We start from the raw sequence: 22785 nt of genomic DNA, 5'->3' as shown, positions 1-22785 counted from the left end.
AACAAAGGCGCGATGACATCCCATTCTGTATCGGTCAACTCGTAGCGGCGACGCGTCATGAAAAAGGCTCCCTGTTCACCGGAAGCCTTGAATCACGATCAGTTCTAAATGGGAATCCCGTTTATGGGTTTACGCCCTAGGCGGGCGAGCGCCCCCGAAAATGACTTGTGGAAAAATCAGACGGATCGTACCGGTTCAGGCCCGGTTCATATTGCACGGACGATATATGAGGCCCGTGTTACGCTGCTTATCGCCATGAAATTGTCACGCAAATCCTGGAAAGACTTGGTGAGCGCGCTGGGACTCGAACCCAGGACCCTCTGATTAAAAGTCAGATGCTCTAGCCGGCTGAGCTACGCGCTCATGAAGATAAGTCAGACTTGACCCGCTTTTGGAAAGAGCGGATCAACTGGGGCTCTTCATAGAGTGGACTATTTAATTTCGCAAGCGCGAGGCGTTGAAAAAAGACGCTTTTTCTTATGTATTGTTTTTTTATGTGCAGAATAAGCTATAACGGGTCTACACAGGACACTGGCGCCTACGGCGTTTCTGGACTGAAGGTATGAGGGGGATGTTGGTGAAGGCTGCCAGTGCTGTGAATATGAAGCTCCGAACGTGCGCCCTGATGGTACTGGCGGGAGGGGCTTTGTTATCCGGCTGCGCCTCGAAACCCCATTATGATGCCAGTGGTAATGCCATCGAAAAGGAACACCGGCAGCCCCAGGAACCGCAGGCCGTGCGTTCCTCGACGGATGATCAGAGCAATAGCTGGGGGGATGCGGTCATGGCGCCGCTCGAAGACCTGAACCTGCGCCGGAAGGATATTCCGGAAATCCTGACCCAGGCCGTGACCAAGCCTTACGATCTGACCGGGCTGGATAACTGCGAAGCCATCGCCTCCGAGGTCACCAAACTCGACAGCCTGCTGGGCGCCGATTTCGACGAACCGCCTCCGCCGCAAGATACCAAAACCTTGCGTGAACGGGGCGGCGAGGCTGCTGGTGATGTGGCGCGCGGTTCCGTGCGCAATGCCACGCGCAGCATCATCCCGTTCCGCGGGTTGGTGCGCCAGATGACGGGGGCGCAGCGTCACCAGCGGGAAATGGATACGGCCATCCAGGCCGGGAAGGTGCGCCGCGCCTATCTAAAGGGGGTGGGCATGAACAAGAACTGTGCGCCGCCGGCGGCGCCGTCATGGTTCGTCCCGCGCGTCTACACCGATACCTATGCCGGCGGGAAGACCGTTCCCAAGCCGATTCCCGTGCCGGCAAAGCCGAAAAAACTGCCGAAACGCCGCTAAGCGCAATGGCCTCAAGCCTCCTTGGTCTTCCAGCGGGCGAGCAGATCGGCGCGCAGTGCGTCAAACGTGCCGGCGGTAATGGCGGCGCGGATGCGAATCATCAGGGCCTGGAAGAAGGCGATATTGTGCCAGGAGAGCAGCATCTGACCGAGGATTTCCTCTGATTTGACGAGATGATGCAGATAGGCTTTTGAATAATCACGGCTGGCCGGGCAATCGCTTGTGGCATCCAGCGGCTGATCGTCTTCGGCGAAGCGGGCATTCTTCATATTGAGCGGTCCATCCCAGGTCCAGACCTGACCATGGCGGCCCGAACGCGTCGGCAGGACGCAGTCGAACATGTCGACACCGCGCGCCACGCCTTCCAGCAGATCGATCGGCTTGCCGACGCCCATCAGGTAGCGCGGCCGATCCCACGGCAGCAGCGGTGCGCTGTAATCCAGCGTCTCGCACATGGCTTCGTGGCCTTCGCCGACAGCCAGGCCGCCGATGGCATAGCCGTCAAAGCCGATGTCCAGAAGTCGATCCGTCGATTCCCGGCGCAGGTGCTCAAAGGTCGAGCCCTGCTGGATGCCGAACAGAGCCTGGGTATCGCGGGCGCCGAAAGCTGTTTTCGAGCGCAGGCCCCAGCGGGCCGAAAGCTGCAAGGCCTCGCGGGCGCGTTTTTCCTCTGCGGGCCAGGAGACGCATTCGTCAAGCTGCATGACGATATCCGAGCCCAGCAGGTCGGCCTGGATCTCGATCGAGCGCTCCGGCGACAGGATATGCCGCGAGCCGTCGATATGGCTCTGGAAGGTGACGGCGTCTTCTTTGACCTTGGAAATCTTCGACAGGCTCATCACCTGGAAGCCGCCGCTGTCGGTCAGGATCGGGCCATCCCAGCCCATGAATTTATGCAGGCCGCCCAGTCTCGCCACGCGTTCGGCGGTCGGGCGCAGCATCAGGTGGTAGGTATTGCCAAGAATAATCTTCGCATGGGCCTGTTTCACCATGTCCAGTGTCAAGGCCTTGACCGTGGCGGCGGTGCCGACCGGCATGAAGATCGGCGTCGGGATATCGCCGCGCGGCGTTTTCAGCACGCCGGTACGGGCCTTGCCCTGGGAAGCGTAAATTTCAAAAGGGAAGCGGCTCATCGGGACGTATTACTCAGCAAACAGGCATCGCCATAGGAAAAAAAGCGATAGCCGGTCTCAATGGCATGAGCATAGGCCCTTTTCATGACGTCGGTGCCGGCGAGGGCACAGACCAGCATGAACAGGGTCGATTTCGGCAGGTGGAAATTGGTCATCAGCAGATCACACGACCGGACTTTGACGCCCGGCGTGATGAATATGGCGGTCTCGGCGGCGAAGGGATGGATGATGCCTTGTTTATCGCAAGCGGATTCCAGCAGGCGCAGAGAGGTGGTGCCGACGCAGATAATCCGTCCCCCGGCGGTGCGCACAGCGTTGATCCGCGCAGCACTTTCCGGCGTGATGATGCCGAATTCGGCGTGCATGACGTGATCATCGGTGTCCTCAACCTTCACCGGCAGGAAGGTGCCGGCGCCGACATGCAGGGTAATGCGCTCGATGGAAATGCCTTTGGTGGTCAGCTTCTCCAGCAGGGCAGGCGTGAAGTGCAGGCCGGCGGTCGGCGCGGCCACCGAGCCTTCGTCACGGGCGAAAATGGTCTGGAAGTCGCTCTTGTCCTGCTCGTCCTCGTGACGCTTTGAGCGAATATAGGGCGGCAACGGCATTCCGCCGACCTGGTGCAGGCGTTCCAGCAATTCCTGCGGACCATGCTGGAAATCAAGCGTGTAGAGGCCGTTGTCATCCTTGGCGGAAACGACGGCCTTCAGTTCAGTAGTGTCGCTTTTGAAGCGCAAGCGGTCGCCGGCCTTCACCTTGCGGCCCGGTTTCAGGAAAGCCTGCCACTGTGAAGCGCCGGTGCTCTTGACCAAGGTGGCCTCGATATTGACCGTGCTGTCGTCACGGAGGCGCTGGCCATCGAGTTGCGTCGGCAGCACCCGTGTATCATTGACGACCAGCAGATCACCGGCCTTGAAAAAATCGGCTATATCGCCGACATGGCTGTCGGTCAGGGCGCCGTGTTCATCGACACGCAGCAGGCGGGCGGCCTCGCGCGGTTCTGCCGGTCGCAGGGCAATGCGGTCCTCGGGCAGGTCGAAATCAAATTCGGAAATTAACATGCGGCTGTCTCAAGCCGCAAAAGCGCGTCAGGTCAAGACTTAAACCAAGCCATTATGATCAATGACCGCTTTTCACTGGCGCCGCAAGCCAGTCCAGGGCTTCGTCCATCGTGTCGAAAACGCCGGAGGTTCGGTGCGGAAAGATTGCGTCTCGCAAGCTTTTGCGCGCGTGGATCAGCGGATCGCTGGAAACGACGGCAATGCGGCGGCCGGTATCGTTCCCTTGCGCATATTCAGCCCACCAGCGGCCGAAGGCTTCGGTATCGCTGGCCTGGATAACGCCCTCAAGACGCCGGGCATCGACCAGGAAATCATAAAGCCAGGGCGCTTCAACCGTTTGAATGTGCTCGATAATCTGAGCATATAGCCGGTCGCCCGTCAGGTCGCCGATATAGCGGAAGACAAGTGTCCGTCTGGCTTCGTCGATGGAAAAGGTGACGCGGGCGCGAAGGCTCATGGTGAGGGCTGCCGAATTATTTTAGCCAGTTTATCACGCCCGCCTTAAGGCTTGATTGACGCTATGCCGCCCGGAGGGTCTCGCCGCCCTTGATCCAGTCCAGCCCTTCATCAAAGGTATCGAAAATGGCGATGCGGCGATCGGGCATGACATCGAGCATGGCTTTTAAATTGAAAGTGAGGTCGGAATCGCCGCCCACCAGCGCCATGCTGCGGGCCTGATCGCGGCCGCGTGTAAAGGCGGCCCATTTTTCGGTCAGGAATTTCAGGTAATCGCGCGACAGGTCGGCTTCGTAGCGGCGGAAGTCGAAAATAGCGTTGAAAAGCCAGGGACTGTCGACCGTGGCCAGCAGGTCGATCAGATCGGGGCCGGCGTCCTGATCGTTGCGTACGCTGTGAAAGCGGATGATCAGGATCATATTGTCGCGGTCAACTGTAACCGCAAAACGCGAACGCTTACTCATACTAAAACCCTTGCAGGATACTCTACTGTTCGGCGGACATATTGCCGCATGGGTTGAGTATCCTGCTTTACAGGTCTTAAGATGGCTTTAAATCGAAGACTTAAAACCATTTTTACCATGCCCTTTTAAGCGACGTCGGCGGCCACACGCATGGAAACGATTTTGCCCGGATTGCGCGGGGGCTCGCCCTTGGGCAGGGCGTCGACATTTTCCATGCCTTCGGTGACTTCACCCCAGACGGTATATTGCTTGTCGAGGAAGCGGGCATCATCGAAGCAGATGAAGAACTGGCTGTCGGCCGAATCCGGATTTTGCGAACGGGCCATCGAGCAGACGCCGCGGACGTGGGGCTCGGCGTTGAACTCGGCCTTCAGCTTCTTGCCGGAACCGCCAAAGCCCTGGCCTTGCGGATCACCGCCCTGGGCCATGAAGCCGGGGATGACGCGGTGGAAGACGATGCCGTCATAGAAGCCTTCGCGCGCCAGTTCCTTGATGCGGGCGACGTGGTTCGGCGCCAGGTCGGGGCGCAGCTTGATGGTGACCGGACCGGTATCGAGCGTCAGGATCAGGGTGTTTTCGGGATCGGTGGACATGACGTGTCTCCTTGAGAAAAATCGTGGCCCTGACATAGGAGGTCAGCCGGGCAATTGCAAAATAATTCCTACCTGGCGCACTCCGCCGGCTTCTTTTCTTCCGGGCCGTACATGGCGCAGGACCGGTCGATCTCATCCTGGATCATCTGGCAGCTATTGGCAGCATTGCAGGGCGGGTGCGTGGCCGGTGAGACCATTATGCAGCGCGCGACCAGGCGGTCGGAGGCTGCCTTGCCGATCTCGGACAGGCAGGTGCCGTCACTGGAGGATGCAGCCGCATTACTGACAGCAGCGGCAATAGCCATTGATGATTGGCTGCTTTCGGACATTTCGGCGCTCGCGGGGCCTTGCGTGGCGCCCGTGTCTTTCGGGGATGAAGGCGAACAGGCGGCAAGGCTGAGGGCGGCGAGCAGGGCGAGGGTACGACGCATAACGAGTCCTTGATTTGTGGGGCAACTTACCGGCATTGGGCATAAGGAAAAAATAGTTTCCGCATTGCGGCCAAAAACCAGTATAGACGCGGCCATGAGCGATACACCCGACGATCCGACTAAGGACGAACCCCGCCGCCGCATGGTCAAGCCACCGGAAGGCGGCAACCTGTCCGGCCGCCACAAAGGACACACGGCGGTCAAGACGGCGCGTTTCCGCACGCAGTCCTCGGCCAAGTGGCTGGAACGGCAACTGAACGACCCCTATGTCCAGAAGGCCAAGGCCGAGGGCTGGCGCTCGCGTGCCGCCTTCAAGCTGATCGAACTGGATGAGCGCTTTCACTTTCTGAAAAAGGGCGTGCGCGTGGTCGATCTCGGCTGCGCGCCGGGCGGCTGGGTGCAGGTGGCGATCAAGCGCGGCGCCTCGCATGTCGTGGGTGTTGACCTGCTGCCGGTCGATCCGGTGCCGGGCGCCGATCTGCTGGAAGCCGATTTCACCGATCCCGCCATCGGTCCGAAGCTGATGGAACTGATGGGCGGCAAGCCCGATGTCGTCCTCTCCGACCTGGCGCATAATACGGTAGGCCACAAACAGACCGACCACCTGAAAATCATGGGACTTCTGGAACTGGCCGGTGATTTCGCGCTCGATAACCTGAAGCCGGGCGGCGCCTTTGTCGCCAAGGCGTTTCAGGGCGGCGAGACCGAACAACTCCTGCTGCGCCTGAAACTGGCCTTCGAGACGGTCAAGCACTTCAAGCCGAAGTCCAGCCGCGCCGGATCGACCGAAATCTATATCGTTGCCCTGGGCTACAAGGGGTAAGCGCGATGCCGTCCTTGCTGCCCCTGCCGTGGGTCTACCTGATCATCGCCGGACTGCTTGAGGTCTGCTGGGCCATCGGCCTGAAATATAGCTCAGGCTTCACCAAACCCGTGCCGTCCATATTCACCCTGGTGACTCTGGCGCTCAGCATGTTCCTGCTGTCGAAGGCCGCCAATACACTGCCGATCGGCACGGCCTACGCGGTCTGGGTCGGCATCGGCGCCCTGGGCGCGGCGGTGCTCGGTATTTTCCTGTTTCACGAGGCGGTCACGCCTCTGCGCGTCCTGTTTCTGGTGATGCTGCTGAGCTCCATCATCGGGCTGAAAGCGACCGCTGGCTGAGGGCTGTGATAACTGTTCACCAATTGAAACAATTATTTCGGTGAAAAGGGCTTTACGTAGCCGTCCGATTCCCATAGGAACAACCCGCAAAATGGAGAGTTCCTTATGGAAATACGCGAAGGCTTAACCTTCGACGACGTTTTGCTGGAGCCCGGTCCCTCGGACGTGGTGCCCACTCAGGTCGATACGAAAACCAAATTCACCCGCGAACTGTCACTGAATATCCCGCTGGTCTCGTCGGCGATGGATACGGTCACCGAGGCGCGCCTCGCCGTGGCCATGGCCCAGGCCGGCGGCATGGGCATTGTCCACCGCAACCTGACCAATGAAGAACAGGCCGAGGAAATCCGCAATGTGAAGCGGTTTGAATCGGGCATGGTCATCAATCCGATCGTCATTCACCCGGATACCAAGCTGGCCGAGGTGCGCGATATCATCGCCCGCAAGCACATTTCCGGCTTCCCGGTGGTCGAGCGCGAAACCAACAAGCTGGTCGGCATCCTGACCAACCGCGATATCCGCTTTGAAGGCGAGGGGTCGAAAACCGCCGCCGAGGTAATGACGAAGGACAACCTGATCACGGTCCGCGAGGGCGAGGGCCAGGCGCAGGCCCGCGCGCTGATGGCCAGGCACCGCATCGAACGCATCATTGTTGTTGATGACGCCTATCGCGCGGTCGGCCTGATCACCGTCAAGGACATGGAAAAAAGCCAGGCCTATCCGCTGGCCGCCAAGGATGGCGCCGGTCGCCTGCTGGTCGGCGGGGCTTCCACCGTCGGGGATGCCGGTTTCGAGCGCTCCATGGCGCTGGTTGAAGCCGGCGCCGACGTGGTGGTCATCGATACGGCCCACGGCCACAGCATACTCGTTTCGCAAGCTGTTGAGCGCCTGCGCAAGGAAACCAACAAGGTCCAGATCATTGCCGGTAACGTCGCCACCTATGATGCCACCCGCGCCCTGATCGATGCCGGCGCCGACGCTGTCAAGGTCGGGATCGGACCGGGCTCTATCTGCACCACGCGCATGGTCGCCGGTGTCGGCGTGCCGCAACTGACCGCCATCATCGACAGCGTCCGCGCAGCCGTTGGTACAGGCGTGCCAATCATTGCCGACGGCGGCATCAAGCTATCGGGCGATCTGGCCAAGGCTATCGCCGCTGGTGCTTCCACCGCCATGCTGGGCTCGATGTTCGCCGGTACCGAAGAGGCGCCGGGCGAGGTCATACTTTACCAGGGCCGTTCCTACAAGTCCTACCGTGGCATGGGCTCTGTCGGGGCCATGGCCTCCGGCTCGGCGGACCGTTACTTCCAGAAGGAAGTGCGCGACACCATGAAGCTGGTGCCGGAAGGTATCGAGGGCCAGGTGCCCTATAAGGGGCCGATCTCGCCGGTCATCCACCAACTGGTCGGCGGCCTGCGTGCCTCCATGGGCTATGTTGGGGCGCATACGGTGCCGGAATTCCAGCAGCGTGCGCGCTTCGTCAAGATCACCGGCGCGGGCCTGCGTGAAAGCCACGTTCACGATGTCATGATCACGCGGGAAGCCCCCAACTATCGCCAATAAGACCAAGGCCAGTAACTAAAGGGAATAGCGTATGACTTATGAACTTTGGATACTGGTCTGGGCGGCGGTCCTGGGCCTCATTCAGGTCGGATTGCCGCCGATAGCCGCCATGTCACGCAAGGGCTATGCCCGTTGGAATGCCGGCCCGCGCGATACGGAATTCGACGTGGGGCCGCTGGCCGGGCGCCTCAACCGCGCCTTCGCCAATTTCAAGGAAACCTTTGTTGTCTTTGCGGTGATCGTGGTGGCGCTGGCCTTCGCCGGCAAGTCATCGGAACTGTCCCGCTGGGGAGCCGATCTCTATCTGGCGGCCCGCATCTTCTACATTCCGCTCTATGCGTTCGGCGTCGTTGGTGTCCGTTCGCTGGCGTGGATCGTCTCTCTCGCCGGCATTCTGATGTGCCTCGCAACTTTATTCATTTAAGGATCTGATTTGACTCCCGCTGCCCGCCTTCAAGCTGCCGCCGATATCCTCGACCAATTGTCGGGCACCCGTGCGACTGCCGAGGCCGTGCTGAAACAGTGGGGGCAGGTCAATCGCTATGCCGGCTCGAAGGACCGCCGCGCCATAGCCGACCGGGTCTATCGCTGTCTGCGCGGCCGCCAGCGTCTGCTGTGGGCCATGGAACTGGGCGAGACATCGCCGGGGCAGGGCCGGGCACTGGTCCTGGCGTCGCTGTCGCTGATCGATGGTTTGCCAATCGAAGAGATCGATTCCCTGTTCAATGGTCGCGGCTACGCGCCCAGACCCCTGACGGATCAGGAACGCGAACGCCTTTCGGCCGATGCCGGTGACGCACCGGCCTGGGTCACCGCCGGCCTGCCCGAATTTGTCGTCTCGCGCTTCGAACAACAGTTCAGCAAGGACTGGGCGGCAGAAGCCACGGCCCTGATGCTGCCGCGCGCCCCTATCGACCTGCGCGTAAACGGCACAAAGACGACGCGCGACGCCATGATCGCGGCGCTGGAAGCCGAAGGCCTGTCGCCTGTACCGACGCCCTTCTCGAAATACGGTATTCGCCTGTCGGCCGAACCGCCGCCCAATCTCGCCAAGCTGGATATCTATCAAAACGGCCAGATCGAGATTCAGGACGAAGGCTCGCAACTGGCGGCCTTTATTGCCGGCGCCGGGCTTCTGCCGGGCGCGGCCAAGGTGGTCGATTTCTGCGCCGGCGGTGGCGGCAAGACCCTGGCCCTGGCGCAAATGATGGATGGTAACGGCGAAATCTATGCCTGCGATGTCGTCGAAAAGCGCCTGAAAGCCATCGAGCCGCGCCTGATCCGCGCCGGCGCTTCGGCGCATTTTATGCACTTCTTTGATCCGGACGATATCGCGCAGCTCGAACTGCTGAAAAGCGCCGATCTGGTGTTGGTCGATGCGCCATGCTCCGGTTCCGGCACCTGGCGCCGCCATCCGGAAGAAGCGCATCGCCTGAATGAAAGCAAGGTCACCGGCCTGCACACCCTGCAAACGCAGATCCTCGATCGTGCCGCCAGTTGCGTGAAGGTCGGCGGGCGTCTCGTCTATGTCACCTGCTCGGTGCTCGACGATGAAAACGCCCAGACCGCCGATGCCTTTGAGGCGGCACACCCCAATTATGACGCCTTGCCGATCCATACCCTGCTGGAGCACAGCAGCCTGTTTATCGACCACACATCGCGCCTGACAAAACTGGCCAAAACCGGCCACAGACTATCTCTCACACCCCATTCGACACAGACCGACGGCTTTTTCATAGCCGCCTATACACGGACCCAATAATCATGGCTTCGCCTCATCATGAAACCCTGCTCATAATTGATTTCGGATCGCAAGTTACCCAATTGATCGCGCGCCGCGTGCGCGAATGCGGCGTCTATTGCGAAATCCATCCCTTCACCAAGGCTGCTGACAAGATCGATTCCCTGCGTCCCAAGGCCGTTATCCTGTCGGGGTCGCCGCACAGCGTCATCGATGCCGGGCCGCGCATTGATGCGCACCTGTTCGAGATCGGCGTGCCGGTCTTCGGCATCTGCTACGGCGAACAACTGATGTGCGAACTGCTGGGCGGCAAGGTCGAAAGCGGCCATGACCGCGAGTTCGGCCGTGCCGAGATCACCGTCAAGGGCCAGTCGCCTATCTTCAAGGGGCTCGATCCGGTCGAGACCGTCTGGATGAGCCATGGCGACCGCGTCACGGCCATCCCTGAAGGTTTCGAGGTCATCGCCACCTCGGAAGGCGCGCCCTATGCCGCCATCGCCGATGAAAAGCGCAAATTCTACGCCGTGCAGTTCCACCCCGAAGTGGTCCACACCAAGCGCGGCACCGACATGATCCGCAACTTCCTGTTCGAGATCGCCGGTTTCTCAGGTGACTGGTCGATGGCCGCCTTCCGCGAAGAAATGATCGCCAAAATCCGCGCCCAGGTCGGCACTGGCAAGGTGATTTGCGGCCTTTCCGGCGGTGTCGATTCGTCAGTCGCCGCCATCCTGATCCACGAAGCGATCGGTGAGCAACTGACTTGTGTGTTTGTCGATACCGGCCTGCTGCGCAAGAACGAGGGCGAACAGGTCGTCTCGCTCTTCCGCAACCACTACCATATTCCGCTGGTCCATGTGCAGGCGCAGGACAAATTTCTGGGTGCGCTGGCCGGTGTCAGCGATCCGGAAACCAAGCGCAAAACCATCGGCAAGCTGTTCATCGATGTCTTCGATGAAGAGGCCGGCAAGATCGACGGCGCAGAGTTCCTGGCCCAGGGCACGCTCTATCCGGACGTGGTCGAGAGCATTTCGCCGCACGGCGGCCCCTCCACGGTCATCAAGTCGCACCACAATGTCGGTGGCCTGCCGGACTATATGAAGCTCAAGCTGGTCGAACCCTTGCGCGAACTCTTCAAGGACGAGGTCCGTGCGTTGGGCCGCGAACTGGGACTGGACAACGCCTTTGTCAGCCGCCATCCGTTCCCCGGACCGGGCCTGGCCATCCGCATTCCTGGCGAAGTAACCCCCGAGAAGGTCAAGACGCTCCAGGACGCTGACGCCATCTATCTTGAGGAAATTCGCAAGGCAGGGCTGTACAACGACATCTGGCAGGCTTTCGCCGTACTGCTGCCGGTCAAGACGGTCGGCGTCATGGGCGACGCGCGCACCTATGAGGACGTGCTGGCCCTGCGCGCCGTCACCTCATCAGACGGCATGACGGCGGATTTCTATGAGTTCCCGTGGCCGGTGCTGGGCCGCTGCGCCACCCGCATCGTCAATGAGGTGAGGGGCGTCAACCGCGTCGTCTATGACGTCACCTCGAAGCCCCCCGGCACCATCGAATGGGAGTAATCTAGCTCTTCGCGGCCCTGACCGCCTTGCGCCACAAGCCTTCGGGTACTGGCGGCGCGATCTCGCCCAGTTGACGCAGGTCTTCCAGGATCTCGCTCAACTGGGCCGAACTGCCGGGCAGATTCAGGCGCAGGATTTCCAGCTTGCGCCGCAGTGATGAATAGGCGCTGGCGGCATTGAAATGGCTTTGTGAGCGCTCACCCCAGCGCTGGACCGCCTGCATCACCGAAATAACCGACACCGCGCCGCCCAGGATAAAAAGTCCGGCGTTCAGCACATCGCTGTGCGGGGTATAGAAATCCTTGTACAGGATGGGCAGGGCGGCGAGCACCGAAACCATGAAGCCGCCAATCAGAGTCGAAAGCGTGGTGATACGGTTGAGATTATCCATGCGGTTGGTCGCCGCCCAGTGGGCATGAGCCGAATGACGGACACGGGTTTCGGTTTCATGCAGGATGCGCATGAAATCATCGCTCAGTGTGTCGTGAATATCCCCCATCGGCGCCCCCTGCCATTAACCTAACCTTGATCGGCGGCACAGGCAAGGGCGCCTATTTCGGCACCAGCTTAACTTCGTAGAGGTTCGGCCACAGCTTGCCGGTGACGAACAGCCGCTTGTTCTTGGCGTCGTAGGCAATACCATTGGCGACGGCGTCGATCTCCAGGCTGGCGTCCTGGGTTTCCGGCAGGCTGTTCAGTTGTATAATACCAGTGATATTGCCGCTCCTTGGGTCGATGCGGACAATGTAGCGGCTGCGCCAGACATTGGCATAGATTTCGCCGTCCACCCACTCCAGTTCATTGAGCTGGTCGATGTCGCGTCCGTCCAGCTTCACGGCAATGGTACGGACGACTTTAAGCGTCACCGGATCGAGAAAGCGGATGGTCGAGGTGCCATCGCTCATGATCAGGTTCTTGTCATTGCCGGTCAGGCCCCAGCCTTCGCCGGTGTAGGAAAAGCTGCGCTTGAGTTTGAAATCCTTGCCGGACCAGACAAAGCCGGCGCCGCCGGTCCAGGTCAGGCTGACAATATGATCGCCCCAGGGCGCGATGCCTTCGCCGAAATATTTGTTGTCGATCGTCGTCTGGCGGATGACCTTGCCGGTATCGAGCGCCACCTGACGAATATAGGACTGACCGTTGCGGCCGGTGCTCTCGTAAAGCGATCCGTCGCGGTAATAGAGGCCCTCGGTGAAGGCTTTGGTATCGTGCGGGTAGGTCTTGACGACCTCCAGCCTGTAGACCGGCACGGCCGCCCGCACTGAGCCCGTCACCAGCCCAAGGGCAAGACAGATCAGAACAAGCGGACGGACGTACATTGAGTACCCTTTAAAGAGCGTTTGCGGCGGAGAGTACCGCCTTTATGCTGGCTGTGGCAACATCATGATCGATGCCGACGCCGAAAATGGTGCGGTCGCCGGCCTTGCATTCGACATAGGCCACCGCCTGGCTTTCCGCGCCGGCATGAAGGGCGTGCTCGGCGTAGTCGATTACCTCAAGTCCCAGGTCATAATGGGCGTTTAGCCCACGGACAGCCGAGGAAATCAGGCCATTGCCGTGACCCACCACCGATGTCTCGATTCCGTCCTTTATAATTCGTCCGACGAAGGTCCGCTTCGCGTCCGAGCGCACCGGGCCGGCGTGTTCGTATTCGATCAGTTCGTACTTCTGCGGACCGGTCAGGTGATAGGCCGACTGGAAGGCGTCCCAGATGTCGCTGCCGCTGACTTCCTTCGCCGAGGCATCGGTGATGTCCTGAACCTTGCGCGAAAAATCAACCTGGAACTTGCGCGGCAGCTTCAGGCCGTGGCCCTGTTCCAGCACCCAGGCGATGCCGCCCTTGCCGGATTGCGAATTGACGCGGATGACCGCTTCGTAGGATTCACCCAGGTCGGCCGGATCGATCGGCAGGTAGGGCATTTCCCAATAACTGTCATTGCGCTTTTCATGCGCTGCGAACCCCTTCTTGATGGCGTCCTGGTGGGAGCCGGAAAAGGCGGTGAAGACCAGTTCGCCGGCATAGGGGTGGCGCGGATGGACCGGGATATTGTTGCAGTGAACGACCGTGTTGACGACCTCGCGCATATTGGAGAAGTCGAGCTCGGGCGAAACCCCTTGCGTGTAGAGGTTAAGCGCCAGGGTTACGAGATCGACATTGCCGGTGCGCTCGCCATTGCCGAACAGACAGCCCTCAATGCGGTCGGCGCCGGCCAGCAAAGCCAGTTCGGCGGCGGCGGTGCCAGTGCCGCGGTCATTATGCGGATGCAGGCTGATGACCACGCTGTCGCGCTTGTTTACATGGCGGCAGAACCATTCGATCTGGTCGGCATAGGTATGCGGCCCGGCTACCTCGACCGTTGCCGGCAGATTGAGGATCAGCGGACGTTCCGGCGTGGGCTTCACCACGTCAATCACGGCATTGCAGACTTCCAGGGCAAATTCCGGCTCGGTGGCGGTGAAGGTTTCCGGGCTGTACTCGAAACCCCATTCGGTCTGCGGCTGAGCGGCGGCTTCCGTCACCAGCAGGCCCATGCCCTTGCGCGCCAGAGCCAGCACTTCCGGCTTGTCCATGTCGAAAACGACACGGCGGAAGAGGGGGGAGGTGGCATTATACAGGTGAACGATCGCCTTCTTCGCGCCGCGCAGGGCCTCGAAAGACCGTTTGATCAGGTCCTCGCGCGACTGGGTCAGCACCTGGATGGTGACGTCGTCGGGGATCAGGTTTTCCTCGATCAGCTTGCGCACGAAATCGAACTCGGTCTGCGAGGCCGAGGGGAAGCCGACCTCGATCTCCTTCAGGCCCACCTTGACCAGCAGGTTGAAGAACATCAGCTTCTTTTCGACGTCCATCGGATCGGCCAGGGCCTGGTTGCCATCGCGCAGGTCGGTGGAGAGCCAGCGCGGCGCCTTGGTGGTGACCTTGTCGGGCCAGGTCCGGTCGCGCATGTCGATGCCCAGGGAGAACGGGCGGTACTTGGTTTCGGGATTGGACAGCATCATGGGTGAAAACCCTTACTTTTCATAAATCTGGCGTAAATGGTGACGCGCGACGCTCGGCTTACAGGTGGGCGCAAACCTGCAAGCTGGTGCGAATTCGCGCGGTGTGTAGCAGAAGAAGGGACATGATCGAAACCCGAAACGGGGAGAAAGCCAAAAAAAGACGCGAGGAAAACACCTGACCGCGTTTACGCGAGCAGGGTGCCAATAAGGAGCGCTGTAATGGCTTTGGACGTGATCATGGCGGGGTTAATGTCACGATGCGCGGCCGCCGTCAATGAGCGGCCAACAAATTGCATGATTTCCTTGTCTTTTCGCCCGACACGCGCTAATGGCACCCGTTCATGACTCTTTTGTCCTCGCTCTATGGCCGCCATTTCCTGTGCTGGCCAGGCGAAGACTATATTTTTTGAGGTGCCGGATGGCTCGCGTTACCGTCGAAGATTGCGTCGAAAAGATCGACAACCGTTTCAACCTCGTCCTGCTGGCGGCTCATCGCGCCCGCGCCATCTCGTCGGGCTCGTCAATCCTGGTGGACCGCGACAACGACAAGAACCCGGTCGTATCTTTGCGTGAAATCGCGGATGGTGTTTTGGAGCCGGGCACCCTGACCGAAAGCCTGATCGCTTCGCTGCAACGCGTCGATGAGCGTACCGAAGCCGAGGAAGAGGCTGAAACCCTGGCCCTGCTGGCCGACCCGTCGCACCAGCAAATGTCGGAATCGGAACTGATCCGCGCCCTGCAATCTGACCGCGATGGCGGCCAGGAAGAGCGCTACTGAGAACGCTACTGGATTTCGCTTCCCAACTTATTATTTAAAAGGCTCAGGGTTTCCCTGGGCCTTTTTTGCTTGTGTAAATCTGTGCTTGTGAGAGACTTTTTAACCCCTGATCCGTTTAGATTAAGGGGTATGGTGTTTAGGATGTACGAATGTCGGCGGAAAGTGAACAGGTGTTAGACAAGGCCACGCAAGGTGCGATTGCGCCTGTAGTCGTGCCTGTGCCTGGTGTTCAGCCTGAACCTTCCGCGCCGGCGCCCAGTCGTCAGAAATTTCTGCGCCAGATCGAGCTGATCGACCGCGTGGCCGCCTATGACCCGACGGTCGACGAGGCCATGCTCAACCGCGCCTATGTCTATGCCATGAAGATGCACGGTGCGCAGCTCAGAGCCTCTGGCGATCCGTATTTTGCCCATCCGATCGAGGTGGCGGGCATCCTGACCGATTACAAGCTCGATGCCGCCGCCATCGCCACCGCGCTCCTGCACGATACCATCGAAGATACCCCGGCGACGCGTGAAGAAATCGCCGCCAAGTTTGGCGAGGACGTTGCCAGCATGGTGGAAGGCGTCACCAAGCTGACGCGGCTGGAACTGCAATCGGAATATACCAAGTCTTCGGAAAACCTGCGCAAGTTTATCCTGGCCATTTCCAAGGATATCCGCGTCCTGCTGGTCAAGCTGGCCGACCGCCTGCATAATATGCGCACCCTGCATTTCGTGGCGCCGGAAAAGCGCGAACGCATCAGCCGCGAGACGCTGGAAGTCTATGCGCCGCTGGCCCGCTCGATCGGCTGCAACCGTTTCGCTACTGAGCTGGAAGACCTGGCCTTCTCCTTCATCAATCCGCTGGCGCACCAGGCGATCATCCACCGTCTGGAGGAAATGCGCGCGGAAAAAGGCGCCACCATCGCTGCCATTGCCCGCGATGTGGCCGGCAAGCTGGAAAAGCAGGGCATTTCCGCCAAGGTCATGGGGCGCGAGAAATCGCCCTATTCTATCTGGAAGAAGCTGCAAAGGAAGTCGGTCGGTTTCGCGCAACTCTCGGATATCTATGCCTTCCGCGTGGTCGTTAACGGCGTCGAGGAATGCTACCGCGCGCTCGGCATCATCCATCGCGCCTGGCCGTGCGTCCAGGAACGCTTCAAGGATTTCATTTCGACGCCGAAGTCCAACAACTACAAGTCCCTGCATACCACGGTGGTCGGTCACAAGGGCACGCGCATCGAGCTTCAGATCCGCACCGAGGAAATGGATCGCGTCGCCGAAGAGGGCGTGGCGGCGCACTGGGGCTACAAGAACCAGGCTTACGGCTTCGATGAGGAGGCGGCAACGCGCGACGGCGGCCGCAACCCGATGAATTCCTTGCGCAATATCGTCAATATCGTTGAAAATGGCGGTGACAGCGAAGACTGGGTCGAACACGCCAAGATGGAGATGTATCTCGATCAGGTGTTCGTCTTCTCGCCGAAGGGGCGCCTGATCTCGCTGCCGCGCGGCGCCATGCCGCTCGATTTCGCCTTCGCCGTCCATACCCAGGTGGGCGAAACGGCGATCGGCTGCCTGATCAATGGCGAGCACAAGCCGCTGCGCACCGTGCTGCAAAACGGTGATCAGGTCGAAATCCTGACCGGGCTGGAAGCGCGCGTCAACCAGGACTGGTTTTCACTCACGGTCACCGGCAAGGCGCGCTCGGCTATCCGCCGTCACCTGCGCCAGCGGGAAGCGGGTGATTTCATCAAGCTCGGCCGCACGGCCGTGGAACGCGCCGCCGCCCAGGTCGAAAAGGCCCTGAAGGATATAAGCTGGCGTCCGGCCTTCGAGCGCTTCAATGTCACCAGCGAGGACGACCTGTTTGAACTGGTCGGCCGTGGCAAGATTTTTCCGGCCAAGGTGCTTGAGGCCATTTTCCCCGGCCTGAAGCTGCCGATGATGCTGACCACCGATACCCTGACGCGCATCCGGGATGGTGCCGGCGGTGCGGCCTTTGTGCGCGGCAGTGCCCTGCGGGAAAGCCAGACGGTCATTTTCTCGAAATGCTGCTATCCGGTGCCGGGCGACCGCATCGTCGGGATTGTCGAAGACGATGGCGTCCATGTCCATTCCATCGAGTGTGAAAATCTCGAAGCGCTGGAGGAAATGGACGGCGAAAAGGACCGCTGGATCGATCTGCACTGGACGCTGAACGCCGAAAAAAACACGCTTTCCGTGGCGCGTCTGCGGGTCAATATGCAGAACAAGCCGGGCGTGCTGGGCCAGGCCTGTACCCTGATCGGTGAGGCCAAGGGCAATATCGTCAATATCAGCATTGCCAACAAGCCGATGGACTTCCTCGATGTCGATTTCGATATCGAAGTGCTGGACGCCCGCCATATCACCAACATCTCGGCCGCCCTGCGCACTTCGCCGATGATCGAAAGCGTCGACCGGGTGAGGGGCTAAGGCACTCACAATTCGTCATCATTCGTGGTTTCAAATCGCCGGCGAACGCGATAAAAGGCGGTAATCAGTAAAGGATTCCCGCCATATGACTTCCGAAGACGTAATCAACGAGTTCCGCGCCGCCAATGCCCTGCGCGAAGGCCATTTTGTCCTGTCATCCGGCCTGCACAGCCCGATGTTCCTGCAAAAGAACCTCGTCTTCATGAATGCCGATCGCTGCGAGCGCCTGTGCAAGGCGTTGGCGGAAAAGATCACGGCGCAGGTCGGCCCGATCGATCTCGCCATTTCGCCGGCCGTGGGCGGCATCATTCCAGGTTACGAAACCGCCCGTCATCTGAAAGTCCCTTCGATGTATGTTGAACGCGAAGGCGGTGAGTTCAAGCTGCGCCGTGGTTTCCATGTCGAGCCGGGCCAGAAGGTGGTCATGGTCGAGGACATCGTCACCACCGGCCTGTCGTCGCGCGAATGTATCGCCGCCATCCGGGGCGCCGGTGGCGATGTCGTGGCCGCTGCCTGCATCGTCGATCGCTCAGGCGGCAAGGCCGATGTCGGCGTGCCGCTGATCGCCCTGGCCTCGCTGGAAGTGCCGGCCTATCCCGCCGACAACCTGCCGCCTGAACTGGCCGCCATACCGGTCCAGGACCCCGGCAGCCGTCGCCTGGCCAAGGCTTAAAATCCATGCACGACCGCATCCGCTTGGGTTTGAATGTCGATCACGTCGCCACCGTGCGCAATGCGCGTGGTGGTCATGCACCTGATCCGGTGCGGGCGGCGCAACTGGCGCTGAAATCCGGCGTGGACGGCATCACGGCGCACCTGCGCGAAGACCGCCGTCATATCCTGGACAAAGACGTAAAAGCCCTCAAAGAGGTCTGCGATACCTTCGGTAAGCCACTCAATTTCGAGATGGCGGTGACGGACGAGATGGTGGCTCTGGCGCTTAAGATGAAGCCCCATGCTGCCTGTCTGGTGCCGGAGCGTCGCCAGGAGCGCACGACCGAAGGCGGCCTGGATGTGGTCGGGCAACTGGAAGCGATCGGCGCCGCCGTGGCGAAATTCAATGCCGCCGGCATCCGTTCGTCCCTGTTCATCGCCACCGATCCGGCGCAGATCGATGCGGCGGCGAAGGTGAGGGCGCCGGTCATCGAGTTTCATACCGGCGCCTTGTGTGATGCTTTCCGTGAACAGGAAGATGTCATTTTTCACAACGAACTGAACCGTTTGCAGATGGCGGTTCAGCAGGCGCATGAACTGGGCATCGAGGTCCACGCCGGCCACGGCATCGATTACGACACCGTGCCTTTCATCGCGCGTATTCCGCATGTCCGTGAACTGAATATCGGCCATTTCCTGATCGGCGAGGCGATCTTTGTTGGTCTTGAACCCGCCCTGCGCCGGATGCGCGAACTGATCGACCTGCACCACAAGGGCGTTGTCGAGTGATACTGGGCATAGGTGTCGATCTCTGCGATGCACGGCGCATCGAATCCTCGATGGAGCGCTTCGAGGGCCGCTTCCTTGATCGCATCTATACCCCGGCCGAGCAGCAACATGCCCGCGCCGCCGCCAAACCGGCCTTGAGCTTCGCCAAGCGCTTCGCCGCCAAGGAAGCCGTCGCCAAGGCGTTCGGCACCGGCGTGCGCGGATTCCTGTTCGTGGACATTGAGGTGGTCTCAGGCGCACTCGGTAAGCCGCACGTCATCCTGCATGGTGGCGCGGCGGATGTGCTGCGCGGTCTGGTGCCGGATGGGCGGACGGCGCATATCCACCTGTCCTTAAGCGATGAAGACCCTTACGCCACGGCCTATGCAATCATCGAAGCGCTTTGATTCTGAACAAGGTTTAATGTCAGCCGGGAAAAGAGCCTTGTGCTTGCCATAATCTGTGGTTAGGTGACACACCGACAGATTGAAAGCATTTGGGGGCTATCCTTATGGCGAAGCACGACGACACAGCGAATGAGGCGATTGCCGCCGCGGCCAATGCGGCGGAGCAGATCGACCACGAAACCGCCGCTGCCGTCGATAATGCCCCAGAGGACGAGCCGGAAGAGGTCGATACGCGGGACGCCAAGCAGGTCGCGGTCGATGAGGCCAAGGAAATCTTCAGCGTCGTGGCCGTTGCGCTGATCCTGGTGATGATCCTGCGCACCTTCCTGTTCCAGCCGTTCACCATCCCCTCGGCCTCGATGGAGCCGAACCTCTACGAAGGCGATTACATCATCGTCTCCAAGTGGGATTATGGCATTTCGAAATATTCCTTCCCGATTGCCTTGCCGTTCATCAAGGGCCGCATCATGAACCATGCGCCAAAGCGCGGCGATATCGTGGTCTTCAAGCTGCCGAGCAATACCAAGATCGATTACATCAAGCGCGTGATCGGCCTGCCGGGCGATACGGTCCAGATGAAGCAGGACCAGCTTTATGTGAATGGCGTGGCTGTGCCGAATACCGAGCTTGGGCCGGTGGATGCCAAGGGCTTTGAGGCGCGTTATGCGACTGCCTACCGTGAAACCCTGCCGGACGGCCGTACCCACCTGATGCAGGATATCGTCAAGGACGGCCGCGCCGATGATACCGGTGAATTCATCGTGCCGGCCGGCAACTATTTCATGATGGGCGATAACCGCGATAATTCGCTGGACAGCCGTTTCTCGCCGGATGATCCTTATGAGCCCGGCGTCGGTTTCGTGCCTGAGGAAAACCTCGAAGGCCGCGCCGTGCTGATCCTGATGTCGTGGAAGGAGGGATCTTCCCTCTGGAAGCCGTGGACCTGGTTGAACTTCCACTGGAACCGCTTCTTCAAGCCCCTGCACTGATCGGTATGCCCGTTCCGATACGCGAGGCGCTGCCGTCTGATCTGGACGGTCTGCTCACGCTTTACGCGCAACTGAACCCTTCCGATCCGCGCCTGCCGGATGATACAGCGGCACGGATTTTCACTGAAATGCAGACGCGGACAGGCATGTCCGTCCTGGTGGCGGTTATCGACGGCCGTGTGGTCGGATCGGTAACCTTAGTCATCCTCCCCAACCTGACACGTGGCGGCGCGCCCTATGCGCTGGTCGAGAATGTCGTGACCCATGATGGCCACCGGCGCCGGGGCATTGGCCGGGCGCTGCTGGCGGAGGCGGCCCGACTCGCCGAAGCTGCCGGTTGCTACAAGCTGATGCTGATGACCAGCCGTCCTGAGCCGCATGTCCGCGACTTTTACACAGGGTGCGGTTTTAGCCAGAACAAGATCGGCTTCCAGATGCGTTTTGGCGGTCATTGATCGGCAGCAATGCAAAGTACGCAATCCTTTGCCTTTGGTCATGGCTTGATGTAAACGCAGGCACATGAACGTCCGTGTCTCCCCATCGAAAGAGTCGAACCTGCGCCTGAAGGCCATTGACGCCTTGCAGGATAAGCTCGGTTATCGCTTTCACGACCCGGAACTGCTCGAACTGGCCCTGACCCACGCCTCCGTGGCTGAAGGCGCGCGCAAGATGGCTGATAATGAACGCCTGGAATTCCTGGGCGATCGCGTGCTCGGCCTGATGACCGCCGAAACCCTGATGGAAGCCCTGCCGGAGGCCACCGAAGGCGAGTTGTCGCGCCGCTTCCACACCCTGGTCAGCCGCGAAACCTGCGCCGATGTTGCCCGCCAGATAGATCTGGGGCCGGCCATCCGCCTGGCTGCCGGTGAGACCAAGAGCGGCGGCCGGAGCAATCCGACCATTCTGGGCGACGCCTGCGAGGCCCTGATGGCGGCCGTCTATATCGATGGCGGTTACGAGTCGGTCCTGCGCTGCTTCAAACCGCTGTGGGTCAAAGCCGTGAAGGAAAGCGGCAATGTCTCGCGCTCCAATCCAAAGTCCTATTTGCAGGAATGGGCGGTGGCGCACGGCATGGGCGCGCCGGTCTATACGCTGGTCAGCCGCAAGGGGCCCGACCACGCGCCTGTTTTCACCATCGAGGTCCGCATCGACGACCTGCCCCCGCAATCGGCCACCGGCAAATCCCGCCAGGAGGCCGAAAAGGCCGCCGCGCTTGGCCTTATCGAACGAGAAAAACTGAATTGACCGAATCCACCACACGCTGCGGCTTTGTCGCCATCATCGGTGCGCCGAACGCCGGCAAGTCGACGCTTGTCAATCAATTGGTTGGTACCAAGGTGTCCATCGTCACCCAGAAGGTGCAGACGACGCGCTTTCCGGTGCGCGGCATCGCCCTGCATGATGACTGCCAGATGATCCTGGTCGATACGCCGGGCATCTTCAAGCCGCGCCGCCGTCTCGATCGCGCCATGGTCAAATCGGCCTGGAGCGGCGCCGAGGATGCCGACTGCATTGTCCTCCTAGTCGATGCCGCCGCGCAACTGGCGGTCAAGCATCCGAATGCCGACACCAAGGCCACCGGCGCCGACCACAAGGCGGTCGAGGATGTCGAAATGATCGTCAAGGGGCTTCAGGACAATAACGCCAGGGCCATTCTGGCGCTCAACAAGATCGACCTGATGAAGAGCGAGAACCTGTTGGCCATCGCCGATGAGCTTTACAAGACCGGCGTGTTCGAGGACGTGCTGATGATCTCGGCGGAGAAAGGGCATGGTGTCAAGGATCTGCGCGCCCTGCTGGAAAAGAAGATGCCGGAAGGCCCGTGGCTCTATCCGGCCGATCAGGCCGCCGATGCGCCGGTCCGTATCCTGGCCGCGGAAATCACCCGCGAAAAGCTGTTTCTGCGCGTGCATGAAGAGCTGCCCTATGCGGCGGCAGTGGTGACGACCAAGTTCGAGGACAAGCCGGACGGTTCGGCGCGTATCGAGCAGACCATTTTCGTTGAGCGTGACAGCCAGCGCTCGATCGTCCTGGGTAAGAACGGCCAGACACTGAAATGGATCGGCATGAAGTCGCGCGAAGAACTGGGCAAGCTGCTCGACCGCCAGGTTCATCTCTTCCTGCATGTCCAGGTCGAGGAAAAGTGGAGCGAGGATCGCGCACTCTATGCGCAATTCGGGCTGGAGTATGAATCCTGACCGATTCTGCGCAATTAGCCTGTAAGGATTTTTGAATCCACAGATTGCGCAGATTAGCACAGATTAAGTAAGGCGAGAT

At 60.2% G+C, this 22785-nt stretch carries 25 protein-coding genes and 1 tRNA gene; 16 read left to right on the top strand and 10 right to left on the bottom strand.

What is annotated here, in order from left to right:
• Positions 1–286: 286 nt before the first annotated feature.
• Positions 287–363, bottom strand: a tRNA-Lys gene (locus tag ACTHND_RS03865).
• A 238-nt stretch (positions 364–601) separates the two neighbouring features.
• On the opposite strand from ACTHND_RS03865, the gene ACTHND_RS03860 reads away from it, so the two are divergent.
• On the top strand, positions 602–1300 hold the full coding sequence (locus ACTHND_RS03860; RefSeq protein ID WP_440175985.1) for a hypothetical protein: 699 nt from the start codon (positions 602–604) through the stop codon (positions 1298–1300).
• A gap of 11 nt (positions 1301–1311) precedes the next feature.
• On the opposite strand, the gene tgt is transcribed toward ACTHND_RS03860, so the two are convergent.
• The 6 genes from tgt to ACTHND_RS03830 all read right to left on the bottom strand — a co-directional run bounded on the left by tgt (position 1312) and on the right by ACTHND_RS03830 (position 5435).
• On the bottom strand, positions 1312–2433 hold the full coding sequence (tgt, locus tag ACTHND_RS03855) for a tRNA guanosine(34) transglycosylase Tgt (protein ID WP_440175984.1): 1122 nt from the start codon (positions 2431–2433) through the stop codon (positions 1312–1314).
• Positions 2430–3491 carry a tRNA preQ1(34) S-adenosylmethionine ribosyltransferase-isomerase QueA gene (gene queA, locus ACTHND_RS03850; RefSeq protein WP_440175983.1) on the bottom strand — a complete coding sequence of 354 codons (1062 nt, stop codon included), beginning with the start codon at positions 3489–3491 and terminating at the stop codon, positions 2430–2432. The genes tgt and queA overlap by 4 nt, the downstream gene beginning before the upstream one ends.
• Positions 3492–3549: 58 nt before the next feature.
• Positions 3550–3948, bottom strand: coding sequence for an STAS/SEC14 domain-containing protein (locus ACTHND_RS03845; RefSeq protein ID WP_440175982.1), 399 nt, complete (start codon positions 3946–3948; stop codon positions 3550–3552).
• Positions 3949–4009: 61 nt separating this feature from the next.
• The gene (locus ACTHND_RS03840) at positions 4010–4411 is read right to left on the bottom strand and encodes a hypothetical protein (protein ID WP_440175981.1); all 402 of its coding nucleotides are present in this window, start codon (positions 4409–4411) and stop codon (positions 4010–4012) included.
• A 125-nt stretch (positions 4412–4536) separates the two neighbouring features.
• Entirely contained in the window at positions 4537–5004 is a 468-nt protein-coding gene (locus ACTHND_RS03835) for a peptidylprolyl isomerase (RefSeq protein WP_440175980.1), read from the bottom strand.
• A 68-nt stretch (positions 5005–5072) separates the two neighbouring features.
• Positions 5073–5435 (bottom strand): hypothetical protein, encoded by a 363-nt coding sequence (locus ACTHND_RS03830; RefSeq protein ID WP_440175979.1) that lies wholly within the window; start codon positions 5433–5435, stop codon positions 5073–5075.
• A gap of 94 nt (positions 5436–5529) precedes the next feature.
• Between ACTHND_RS03830 and ACTHND_RS03825 the strand changes: the two genes are divergently transcribed.
• From ACTHND_RS03825 to guaA, 6 genes are all read left to right on the top strand, one after another.
• Entirely contained in the window at positions 5530–6258 is a 729-nt protein-coding gene (locus ACTHND_RS03825) for an RlmE family RNA methyltransferase (RefSeq protein WP_440175978.1), read from the top strand.
• Between the two features lie 5 nt (positions 6259–6263).
• Positions 6264–6599, top strand: a complete 336-nt coding sequence (locus tag ACTHND_RS03820; protein ID WP_440175977.1) for a DMT family transporter — start codon at positions 6264–6266, stop codon at positions 6597–6599.
• Positions 6600–6704: 105 nt separating this feature from the next.
• Positions 6705–8162 (top strand): IMP dehydrogenase, encoded by a 1458-nt coding sequence (guaB, locus tag ACTHND_RS03815; protein ID WP_440175976.1) that lies wholly within the window; start codon positions 6705–6707, stop codon positions 8160–8162.
• Positions 8163–8193: 31 nt separating this feature from the next.
• On the top strand, positions 8194–8586 hold the full coding sequence (locus tag ACTHND_RS03810) for an MAPEG family protein (RefSeq protein ID WP_440175975.1): 393 nt from the start codon (positions 8194–8196) through the stop codon (positions 8584–8586).
• Between the two features lie 9 nt (positions 8587–8595).
• Positions 8596–9924, top strand: a complete 1329-nt coding sequence (locus ACTHND_RS03805; protein ID WP_440175974.1) for an RsmB/NOP family class I SAM-dependent RNA methyltransferase — start codon at positions 8596–8598, stop codon at positions 9922–9924.
• Positions 9925–9926: 2 nt separating this feature from the next.
• On the top strand, positions 9927–11474 hold the full coding sequence (gene guaA / locus ACTHND_RS03800) for a glutamine-hydrolyzing GMP synthase (RefSeq protein WP_440175973.1): 1548 nt from the start codon (positions 9927–9929) through the stop codon (positions 11472–11474).
• Position 11475: 1 nt separating this feature from the next.
• Here the strand turns inward: guaA and ACTHND_RS03795 are convergent, their stop codons facing one another.
• Genes ACTHND_RS03795 through leuA form a run of 3 tightly spaced genes read right to left on the bottom strand, consistent with a single transcriptional unit; the run spans position 11476 to position 14474 of the window.
• Complete coding sequence (locus ACTHND_RS03795; RefSeq protein ID WP_440175972.1) at positions 11476–11973, bottom strand: hypothetical protein; 498 nt, start codon at positions 11971–11973, stop codon at positions 11476–11478.
• Between the two features lie 52 nt (positions 11974–12025).
• Positions 12026–12793, bottom strand: coding sequence for a glutaminyl-peptide cyclotransferase (locus ACTHND_RS03790; protein WP_440175971.1), 768 nt, complete (start codon positions 12791–12793; stop codon positions 12026–12028).
• 10 nt (positions 12794–12803) lie between these two features.
• On the bottom strand, positions 12804–14474 hold the full coding sequence (leuA, locus tag ACTHND_RS03785; protein WP_440175970.1) for a 2-isopropylmalate synthase: 1671 nt from the start codon (positions 14472–14474) through the stop codon (positions 12804–12806).
• A gap of 418 nt (positions 14475–14892) precedes the next feature.
• Between leuA and rpoZ the strand changes: the two genes are divergently transcribed.
• The 9 genes from rpoZ to era all read left to right on the top strand — a co-directional run bounded on the left by rpoZ (position 14893) and on the right by era (position 22706).
• Entirely contained in the window at positions 14893–15252 is a 360-nt protein-coding gene (gene rpoZ / locus ACTHND_RS03780; RefSeq protein WP_090643413.1) for a DNA-directed RNA polymerase subunit omega, read from the top strand.
• A 149-nt stretch (positions 15253–15401) separates the two neighbouring features.
• The gene (locus ACTHND_RS03775) at positions 15402–17690 is read left to right on the top strand and encodes a RelA/SpoT family protein (protein WP_440175969.1); all 2289 of its coding nucleotides are present in this window, start codon (positions 15402–15404) and stop codon (positions 17688–17690) included.
• Between the two features lie 85 nt (positions 17691–17775).
• A complete protein-coding gene (gene pyrE, locus ACTHND_RS03770; RefSeq protein WP_440175968.1) occupies positions 17776–18363 on the top strand; it encodes an orotate phosphoribosyltransferase in 588 nt (195 codons plus the stop codon).
• A gap of 5 nt (positions 18364–18368) precedes the next feature.
• Positions 18369–19133 carry a pyridoxine 5'-phosphate synthase gene (locus ACTHND_RS03765; protein WP_440175967.1) on the top strand — a complete coding sequence of 255 codons (765 nt, stop codon included), beginning with the start codon at positions 18369–18371 and terminating at the stop codon, positions 19131–19133.
• A complete protein-coding gene (gene acpS / locus ACTHND_RS03760; protein WP_440175966.1) occupies positions 19130–19519 on the top strand; it encodes a holo-ACP synthase in 390 nt (129 codons plus the stop codon). Before ACTHND_RS03765 ends, acpS begins: the two co-directional genes overlap by 4 nt.
• 104 nt (positions 19520–19623) lie before the next feature.
• Positions 19624–20508 (top strand): signal peptidase I, encoded by an 885-nt coding sequence (gene lepB, locus ACTHND_RS03755; RefSeq protein ID WP_440175964.1) that lies wholly within the window; start codon positions 19624–19626, stop codon positions 20506–20508.
• 5 nt (positions 20509–20513) lie between these two features.
• Entirely contained in the window at positions 20514–20963 is a 450-nt protein-coding gene (locus ACTHND_RS03750; protein WP_440175962.1) for an N-acetyltransferase family protein, read from the top strand.
• Between the two features lie 64 nt (positions 20964–21027).
• Positions 21028–21753 (top strand): ribonuclease III, encoded by a 726-nt coding sequence (gene rnc / locus ACTHND_RS03745; protein ID WP_440175961.1) that lies wholly within the window; start codon positions 21028–21030, stop codon positions 21751–21753.
• A complete protein-coding gene (gene era, locus ACTHND_RS03740) occupies positions 21750–22706 on the top strand; it encodes a GTPase Era (RefSeq protein ID WP_440175960.1) in 957 nt (318 codons plus the stop codon). Before rnc ends, era begins: the two co-directional genes overlap by 4 nt.
• Positions 22707–22785: the final 79 nt, after the last annotated feature.

Origin of the sequence: Asticcacaulis sp., from assembly GCF_051954415.1 — a bacterium.
Lineage (GTDB): Bacteria > Pseudomonadota > Alphaproteobacteria > Caulobacterales > Caulobacteraceae > Asticcacaulis.
This window is presented reverse-complemented; position numbering and strand designations above follow the sequence as displayed.

Excerpts from the sequence above, each read along its gene's own strand:
- ACTHND_RS03860 (WP_440175985.1), top strand. The coding sequence starts at position 602 with ATGAAGCTCCGAACGTGCGCCCTGATGGTACTGGCGGGAGGGGCTTTG.
- tgt (WP_440175984.1), bottom strand. The coding sequence starts at position 2,433 with ATGAGCCGCTTCCCTTTTGAAATTTACGCTTCCCAGGGCAAGGCCCGT.
- queA (WP_440175983.1), bottom strand. The coding sequence starts at position 3,491 with ATGTTAATTTCCGAATTTGATTTCGACCTGCCCGAGGACCGCATTGCC.
- ACTHND_RS03845 (WP_440175982.1), bottom strand. The coding sequence starts at position 3,948 with ATGAGCCTTCGCGCCCGCGTCACCTTTTCCATCGACGAAGCCAGACGG.
- ACTHND_RS03840 (WP_440175981.1), bottom strand. The coding sequence starts at position 4,411 with ATGAGTAAGCGTTCGCGTTTTGCGGTTACAGTTGACCGCGACAATATG.
- ACTHND_RS03835 (WP_440175980.1), bottom strand. The coding sequence starts at position 5,004 with ATGTCCACCGATCCCGAAAACACCCTGATCCTGACGCTCGATACCGGT.
- ACTHND_RS03830 (WP_440175979.1), bottom strand. The coding sequence starts at position 5,435 with ATGCGTCGTACCCTCGCCCTGCTCGCCGCCCTCAGCCTTGCCGCCTGT.
- ACTHND_RS03825 (WP_440175978.1), top strand. The coding sequence starts at position 5,530 with ATGAGCGATACACCCGACGATCCGACTAAGGACGAACCCCGCCGCCGC.
- ACTHND_RS03820 (WP_440175977.1), top strand. The coding sequence starts at position 6,264 with ATGCCGTCCTTGCTGCCCCTGCCGTGGGTCTACCTGATCATCGCCGGA.
- guaB (WP_440175976.1), top strand. The coding sequence starts at position 6,705 with ATGGAAATACGCGAAGGCTTAACCTTCGACGACGTTTTGCTGGAGCCC.
- ACTHND_RS03810 (WP_440175975.1), top strand. The coding sequence starts at position 8,194 with ATGACTTATGAACTTTGGATACTGGTCTGGGCGGCGGTCCTGGGCCTC.
- guaA (WP_440175973.1), top strand. The coding sequence starts at position 9,927 with ATGGCTTCGCCTCATCATGAAACCCTGCTCATAATTGATTTCGGATCG.
- ACTHND_RS03795 (WP_440175972.1), bottom strand. The coding sequence starts at position 11,973 with ATGGGGGATATTCACGACACACTGAGCGATGATTTCATGCGCATCCTG.
- ACTHND_RS03790 (WP_440175971.1), bottom strand. The coding sequence starts at position 12,793 with ATGTACGTCCGTCCGCTTGTTCTGATCTGTCTTGCCCTTGGGCTGGTG.
- leuA (WP_440175970.1), bottom strand. The coding sequence starts at position 14,474 with ATGATGCTGTCCAATCCCGAAACCAAGTACCGCCCGTTCTCCCTGGGC.
- rpoZ (WP_090643413.1), top strand. The coding sequence starts at position 14,893 with ATGGCTCGCGTTACCGTCGAAGATTGCGTCGAAAAGATCGACAACCGT.
- ACTHND_RS03775 (WP_440175969.1), top strand. The coding sequence starts at position 15,402 with ATGTCGGCGGAAAGTGAACAGGTGTTAGACAAGGCCACGCAAGGTGCG.
- pyrE (WP_440175968.1), top strand. The coding sequence starts at position 17,776 with ATGACTTCCGAAGACGTAATCAACGAGTTCCGCGCCGCCAATGCCCTG.
- ACTHND_RS03765 (WP_440175967.1), top strand. The coding sequence starts at position 18,369 with ATGCACGACCGCATCCGCTTGGGTTTGAATGTCGATCACGTCGCCACC.
- lepB (WP_440175964.1), top strand. The coding sequence starts at position 19,624 with ATGGCGAAGCACGACGACACAGCGAATGAGGCGATTGCCGCCGCGGCC.
- ACTHND_RS03750 (WP_440175962.1), top strand. The coding sequence starts at position 20,514 with ATGCCCGTTCCGATACGCGAGGCGCTGCCGTCTGATCTGGACGGTCTG.
- rnc (WP_440175961.1), top strand. The coding sequence starts at position 21,028 with ATGAACGTCCGTGTCTCCCCATCGAAAGAGTCGAACCTGCGCCTGAAG.